Annotated in this window: 11 protein-coding genes; 4 read left to right on the top strand and 7 right to left on the bottom strand. The window is 40.3% G+C overall.

The window, feature by feature from the left end:
• The first annotated feature begins 254 nt into the window (after positions 1 to 254).
• The gene (locus NQ095_RS12645) at positions 255 to 644 is read left to right on the top strand and encodes a DUF7147 family protein (RefSeq protein ID WP_258263821.1); all 390 of its coding nucleotides are present in this window, start codon (positions 255 to 257) and stop codon (positions 642 to 644) included.
• 77 nt (positions 645 to 721) lie between these two features.
• On the opposite strand, the gene NQ095_RS12640 is transcribed toward NQ095_RS12645, so the two are convergent.
• The gene (locus tag NQ095_RS12640) at positions 722 to 997 is read right to left on the bottom strand and encodes a YlbG family protein (RefSeq protein ID WP_060669934.1); all 276 of its coding nucleotides are present in this window, start codon (positions 995 to 997) and stop codon (positions 722 to 724) included.
• 135 nt (positions 998 to 1,132) lie between these two features.
• On the opposite strand from NQ095_RS12640, the gene NQ095_RS12635 reads away from it, so the two are divergent.
• A complete protein-coding gene (locus tag NQ095_RS12635) occupies positions 1,133 to 1,447 on the top strand; it encodes a hypothetical protein (RefSeq protein ID WP_258263820.1) in 315 nt (104 codons plus the stop codon).
• A gap of 64 nt (positions 1,448 to 1,511) precedes the next feature.
• On the opposite strand, the gene NQ095_RS12630 is transcribed toward NQ095_RS12635, so the two are convergent.
• The 4 genes from NQ095_RS12630 to NQ095_RS12615 form a co-directional block, all read right to left on the bottom strand.
• On the bottom strand, positions 1,512 to 1,958 hold the full coding sequence (locus NQ095_RS12630) for a YlbF/YmcA family competence regulator (protein WP_258263819.1): 447 nt from the start codon (positions 1,956 to 1,958) through the stop codon (positions 1,512 to 1,514).
• A 134-nt stretch (positions 1,959 to 2,092) separates the two neighbouring features.
• The gene (locus NQ095_RS12625) at positions 2,093 to 2,485 is read right to left on the bottom strand and encodes a membrane lipoprotein lipid attachment site-containing protein (RefSeq protein ID WP_258263818.1); all 393 of its coding nucleotides are present in this window, start codon (positions 2,483 to 2,485) and stop codon (positions 2,093 to 2,095) included.
• A 93-nt stretch (positions 2,486 to 2,578) separates the two neighbouring features.
• A complete protein-coding gene (locus tag NQ095_RS12620) occupies positions 2,579 to 2,821 on the bottom strand; it encodes a YlbE-like family protein (RefSeq protein ID WP_258263817.1) in 243 nt (80 codons plus the stop codon).
• Between the two features lie 10 nt (positions 2,822 to 2,831).
• Complete coding sequence (locus NQ095_RS12615) at positions 2,832 to 3,254, bottom strand: YlbD family protein (protein ID WP_258263816.1); 423 nt, start codon at positions 3,252 to 3,254, stop codon at positions 2,832 to 2,834.
• A gap of 172 nt (positions 3,255 to 3,426) precedes the next feature.
• Between NQ095_RS12615 and NQ095_RS12610 the strand changes: the two genes are divergently transcribed.
• Positions 3,427 to 3,915 carry a PaaI family thioesterase gene (locus NQ095_RS12610; RefSeq protein ID WP_258263815.1) on the top strand — a complete coding sequence of 163 codons (489 nt, stop codon included), beginning with the start codon at positions 3,427 to 3,429 and terminating at the stop codon, positions 3,913 to 3,915.
• Positions 3,916 to 3,955: 40 nt separating this feature from the next.
• Here the strand turns inward: NQ095_RS12610 and NQ095_RS12605 are convergent, their stop codons facing one another.
• Both NQ095_RS12605 and NQ095_RS12600 read right to left on the bottom strand, forming a co-directional pair.
• Positions 3,956 to 4,885 (bottom strand): CAP domain-containing protein, encoded by a 930-nt coding sequence (locus tag NQ095_RS12605; protein ID WP_258263814.1) that lies wholly within the window; start codon positions 4,883 to 4,885, stop codon positions 3,956 to 3,958.
• Between the two features lie 333 nt (positions 4,886 to 5,218).
• Complete coding sequence (locus NQ095_RS12600) at positions 5,219 to 5,653, bottom strand: CBS domain-containing protein (protein ID WP_258263813.1); 435 nt, start codon at positions 5,651 to 5,653, stop codon at positions 5,219 to 5,221.
• Between the two features lie 263 nt (positions 5,654 to 5,916).
• Between NQ095_RS12600 and NQ095_RS12595 the strand changes: the two genes are divergently transcribed.
• Positions 5,917 to 6,276, top strand: coding sequence for a YugN family protein (locus NQ095_RS12595; protein ID WP_258263812.1), 360 nt, complete (start codon positions 5,917 to 5,919; stop codon positions 6,274 to 6,276).
• Positions 6,277 to 6,429 lie beyond the last annotated feature (153 nt).

Raw genomic sequence — 6,429 nt, 5'->3', positions numbered from 1 at the left:
AGTCCGGTAGCTTATCGAGTAAGTACTGAATTAGCTGCTTAGAAATTTAAGTGTCCAACGTTATGGGACCAGTGCAAACGCCCGAGGAGGCTCAACTCACGCCCCGCGGAAAGCGAGCACCTGGAGTGGAAATCAACCACTACTCGCTTCTTCTAAGGCAAGATATGAGTGTCTAAATTAGCATCTTTACTTATGGGTTTAGTTTTGAAATAATAAGGAATTGATGAACTTGGTAAGAAAAGGGGAATAATACAATGATTCAACGATTTATTGAATTAGGAGAAGGATATTCAGATATTTATGAGCTTTTGGAACTTGCGAAAGGGAATGAGGAACGTCTGCAGCATATGCTGGCCTTTCATACCATTGTGAAGGACCGCGCTGTCACTTCTTTAGCCGTAGTGATGAAACCGACGGAACAAGGGAAATTCCAAGCCATTTATATATGCAGGGAAGGAGTTCCAAATCCGAATATTACACCTAACCAGCGCTACTCACTCTTTGAGGAGGCTGCTGAGAAGCTTGGCAGAGTCATCATTCAGATGGATGTTAAGCCCTCGACACTATTTCCGGAAAATGCCCTGTATTATCAGCACTTGATTGCCATCTTGAGGTTGAATCATTATATACTGCCTTTGCAATAACTGTCTCAGATTCAAACGGAGTGACATAAAAACCCAATGAAAAAAGCTGCCAAAACAACATTCTTTGGCAGCCATTCTTAAAATCCCATTTTGTAATCATATTCCTTCGCTTTATCAGGCCGTGAATTTTCAAATACGGACTTGATAAATGGCTTAAAGGAAGGATCGACTCTTTTCACGTATGAATAAGCAGAGATTCTTTCCATCACAGAGTCAATTTCATCCTGATTGCAATAAAGCACAACATATTTCATTTTCTTCGATACATAGTGAACATTTCCAAATCGTCTAAGGGACTTGGCATGCTTCAAGCTATGTAACCAAACAACTAAACCTTGTCTTTCTGTTAACATATAGTTTCCCCTCTAGGAATCACTTTTTTTTAAGTCTAGCATAATAGCGTTCGGGTAAGCAATAAGGAATGGTATGATCTTTCCTTAAGTGGAGTGTAAAGTAAATATTTCATATCGAGAGAATGGAGGGCCTACATGGACTTGAATGTGATTTGGGACTATTTCATCGAACATCTGAAGGAAGAAGACGGAATTGAAGAAGCACAAGTAAAATGGAGTGCCGGCATTCCGTTCATCTATATTCGATCAGGGAAAACGAAAAGTGACATTGAATACTCCATCAAGAAATGGTCGGCTAAAGCCATGCGTGGAAAAAGACTGCATTCTGATACTATTTTTTTCAGAAAAGAGGAATCATTATATGTCTATCGCCACCGATTCTTTGTTCCCCTGGAAAAAATGTTTTGCTGTGGGAATCTCTGTGTGGATTGTGTCCGGTTAAAACAATAGGTGTTCACCTTAAAAAAAGAAAGAGCAGACATTTTTTAGTCCGCTCTTTCTTTTGTTTGTTTATTTACGCCGAACAACCGCAGCTCCCCCCTGAACCGCAGCCTCCTCCACAGGATCCCCCACTTGAGAAGAAAGGATTTCCTGAAGGAACCTTCACATTTTTAGAGACGGAATGTCCAATCACCAGGCTCACATGATCAAGGAGATCCTGCAACTCGTTTTCAGCTCTGCGGAATTCTGCCACATTCTCATCAAGATCCATTTCTCTTTTTACTTCCCGGATTTCTTTCATGATGGTTTTGTAGTCAGGATGGTATCTGCCAAAGCGTTGTACTTCTTCGTAACTCTCTTTCATCCGTGAAAAGGTTTGAACCTTTCGCTGGGTTTCAGAGTTGTTACGCAGTTTATATAAAGACTTACGATAATTCTCTGCCACATCAGATTCCAGTATCCACTGAGATAATTCGTCAGCTGAATCCAATATTCCCATTCTTTCAATAGTAGCAAGCATAACGCCCACCTCCGTATCAATATTTTAACATGTTTTACGGAAGGAAGCGAATAGGCATATTCGATATTTCAATTTCAATGTTCATGACCAAAAATAATCACCGTCGAAAGCACGACGGTGAAGGTTTAAATCCTTTATTGAATTGTCACATAAAACTGTTCTTTCATTCCAAATGATTGGTTGTTTTTCCCTACAATTTCAACATTCAAAAGGTGCACACCTTTGGGTAATCCTTTAATAACAAAGGCTGCCGTATGATATTCTTTATACAAATTCCCCGTATTGGACCGGACAATGATTTTTCCCTTTTTGGCACCCTTTTTTTCTGATGTGAATGTGACACCTGGTACAATGCACTCAATATACACTTGATTTCCCTGAACCATATGTTTAATGGAAACAGGCTTCTGCCCTCGATTTGCCGCCTCCACTTTTTTAGCGAACGAGAAGCTTTCCGGCTCAGGCATCTTTTCCTTACAACCGCTTAGTATTAGTAAAGCGATCGCTAACATGATCATTTTCTTCATCGTTTACACCACTCCTTACCTATAGCCTTGCCCTATCGATCGCTTTTTTACTCAAATATCCATCGTCGAAATGAAGACAAAAAAAATAGCACCTTAATCGTCGGCACTATTCATCGATTGAAACATACTGATCATCATGGAAGCCATCTGGACCCCATTCGAAAATTTTTGAACCCTATGTGGTATCGTTTTTTGAAAATGATTAATGGACGCGATCTCAAACTTTTCTAATTCATTGGGATTTCGTGAAAGCGTACGGTACCACTCGGGTTGATCCCTAAGGAATAACTTCAGATCTTCTTTGCCATAAATATATTCAATGACATCCGGTCTCATATTTTACCCCCTAATCTTTTCGGAAAGAAAAAGGATGGGAAGGCTTGGATGGCGCTTCTGTTTTGGTCGCTGTCCCTGATCCCCTATTGTTTCCTGATTGAAATTGACTGAGCACTCCCTGTACTGTTCCAAGTGCTTCACTTATGCTGTTAATATGCTGCTGCAATTGATTAGCGTCCATTTTCTTCACCATTTCTCCAACCTGATCCATCCACCCTCCTTTACTTTCGGAGTTGTTGGAAGTCTTTTCATTTTCTTTCACTGATTGTGTCCTGTATTTATCCCATCTTGTGTCGTCTTCCCCAAGCAAATACCAGTCTTCAAAGAGATCCTGCCAATTAGCATCACCGTTTCGGACATCCTTTATGATTTTCGGGTGCTTTTTCACAAAACCTTTAAATTCTTTGACTTTAGGGTGTAATGATTTCCCCATAACATGAACACCTCCATTACAGGCTTCTACCTACTATACTTTATGAAAAGTTGAAAAGAATGGTGATACATTCCTTTTTGTAGTAATATTTACATGAGATTATGCGTGCGCTTTCCAACGATTCAAGTACTTGATGTGCTTGACTGTGAATACTTTAAAAGGATGTTTAAAAATGAGAGAACAGGTACAAAAATTATTTAATGAATGTATGACTGGGGCTACTGATGAGGATCTCCTGATTGTGAAACAGCTGTTCGAAGGAATACAACGGAAGAAAAGCAGCGAGAATGGATCAATCATAGGCGGGATATTCGCCATGGATAGGAAAGTGGAGGATGGTAACCTTGAGGTGAGCATCCCGATCACTCCCGTTACACATAACTCCCTGGAAATTGTACATGGTGGTGTAACTGCTACCCTGGTGGATACAGCAATGGGGACCTTAGCAAATATGATACTTCCCGAAGGTTATGGGGCTGTAACGACAAACTTAAATGTCCATTACTTGGCACCCGGTATAGGTGAACGCCTCACTGCCCATGCGACAGTTGTCCATCAAGGAAGCAAAACGATTGTAGTGGACGGTAAAGTGGTAAGTTCTGAAGGGAAAATCGTGGCTCACTCAACGGGTTCTTTTTTTATTTTTAAGAAGAAGCAATAAAAAAGTGGATTCTCCATTCAAAATCGGAGAATCCATTTTTTTATTCTTCATCTTCCATTTTCTCTATGAAATTCTGGGTATAAAATCGTTTGTAAACCCCTACGCCAAGATGTGTGAAGTTCTGATCCAGCAGGACCTTCCTGTGACCTTCTGAATTGAGCCAGCCATGGACAGCTTCCGGAGCATCCGTATACTGGGATGCGATGTTTTCCCCTGCTGTCTTAAAACGAACATCCCCTTGTTCTAAACGCTGAGAGAGATCCCCAAGGGTAGGTGAATCATGCGAGAAGTAGTCCCCCTCAAACATTTCTTTACTATGCCCCCGTGCTATTTGGGCCGTTTCCTCATCCCACTTCAGTGTATCTTCTCCAAATTGATGTCTAATCACGTTTGTAATATCAAATATCTGCTGTTCACTGGCAGTATTCACCTTATCCCATTCGTCTTCACTCGGCTCCGTTTCCTCAGCCAATTCACCTCGATACATCATTTCATACGGGTGCATCTCGATCAATGTGGGGCTATCCAAAAAACGTATACTCGTCAGCCGGCTTGTAATTTTATCCAAGTAAAGCTGAGCGTAGATATTACCAAGAGGCACGAGAAGACGGGTATTCAAATCTTCTTCATTTAGTTCGAATTGATAGGAACCTGAATCATCGTTCACAACAATTTCAGATTCGACAATGGTAAAACGATAAATATCTTCCAAACGCTGTCCAAGCTTATAAGGGGCGACATCCACTTGATTCCCGATGGCATAGAGGGTAACCACTTTATGGTTCAAAACGCCCATCTGTATGTATTGTTTAGGTGAAATCGGGTAAACCCACCATTCGTACCCGTACGGACTGGGTTCGACTCTTTCCGGTTCCCCAAATGCTTCCTTTACCTTTTTCGTATCTTTGCCTATCCATGTGGATAAGCCTGAAGCCGGTCTTTCCCCTGGTGTCCCAATTGTTTGATTCACCTTGTTCTCTTTGTCTTCCTTAAGAGTTTGGGTCTCTGGTCCCTTTAATGGTTTGTTTTCCTGCTTTTGACCTTGATAAATACCAATAATTAAAATAATGACAAAAATGATCAAAACACGCAAAACCGTTCTCAGGATTTCCCCTCCTCTCTTTTCCCATGAAAAAATAGGTCAACATTACTATGAATAGTATACACTAATGATGATTATAAAAATGGTGTCTATCATAAAGAATAGCATATTTTTACTCGTTCTAAAACTGACGCACCCTTGCAATCTTTTTTTCCTCAAAAATAAGGAAGGCCATGTTTGTCGACATGACCTTCCTTTAGACTAAAATGGTTTATTACTGAAGTCCGATTCTGATATATTTTCCAGAGCCACATACGCCTCTTTACCCAACGATTCCCTTATGGCAAGATCGCCTAAGGATATCATACCAATCAACCTCCCCCCTTCAACTACAGGAAGTCTCCTCACCTGATTTTCTGCCATCATATGGGCTGCTTCCTCAACTGAAGTGTCCGGTCCCGTCGTGACGAGGTGTTTACTCATAATATCCTCAACTTTAGATGAAGCAGGATGCTTTTCAGCGATACAGCGGATGACTATATCACGGTCCGTCATCACTCCCACTATTTTTTCTTCATCCAGAATGGGAATGGAACCAATATTAAATTCTTTCATTTTCAGAGCGACCTCATAAACATTGTCGAGCAATGAACAAGTCTCAACATCCTTTGTCATTATGTCCCTGATTACGGTCATCTTAGTCCTCCTTTTTATAACACATTTTCCCTCCTATTTTCAGACTTACTCCTGAAAGATATTCATCTTTTTAAAAATCACCCAATTCAAATGATTCAAGACATTGCAAGATAAAGTTTTTTCCACTATTATTAAGAATGAGAAATACCGCATTTAGTATCAATGTACATACACCGATATTAATGCTTCTACCATACGGACAGCATGGGGAGATAACAATGTATCCGCTGTTCTCATGCAAGCCAATATAGGAGGAAAATATTATGCGTTTTGAAGCAAATGAATTTGAAAGCTTAAAAGTCGATTTAAACCGATTGGACGAAATCATGGAATCTCATGGACTGGTCCGTGCAGGTCAATGGGATTATGAGCGCGTGACCTATGACCGTAAATTTGAAATTAGAGAAGGTATTTTCTATTTACGTATACAGGGTCTTGCAGTCGAGGGGGATATCGGAAAGCATGACGCTGTAATTCAATTGATGACTCCGCTACTTGGGAAACATTACTACCCGCACGGAGTTGAATATGGTGAAGGTGAAGAGTTCCCTAAACATCTTGTCACTTCTTGTGAAAAGCTCTTAGCTGATGTTAAAAAAGATGCAGCGAACTTTGCATGGTAATACACTTTTAAAAAAGACTGTCTGACTTATGGACAGTCTTTTCTATTTGGTTTTCTTTTAAGAAAGATACTTCGTCACAACCTGTTCCAAATGGATACAAAACCTTCAAAATTTCACTTTCTTCCCACTGTTCATTCTCCTTTGACTCTAATA

Origin of the sequence: Rossellomorea sp. SC111 (assembly GCF_024733565.1) — a bacterium.
In the GTDB taxonomy this organism is placed as follows: domain Bacteria; phylum Bacillota; class Bacilli; order Bacillales; family Bacillaceae_B; genus Rossellomorea.
Note: the sequence above shows the minus strand (reverse complement) of the source record. Positions and strands in the feature narration are given on the sequence as shown.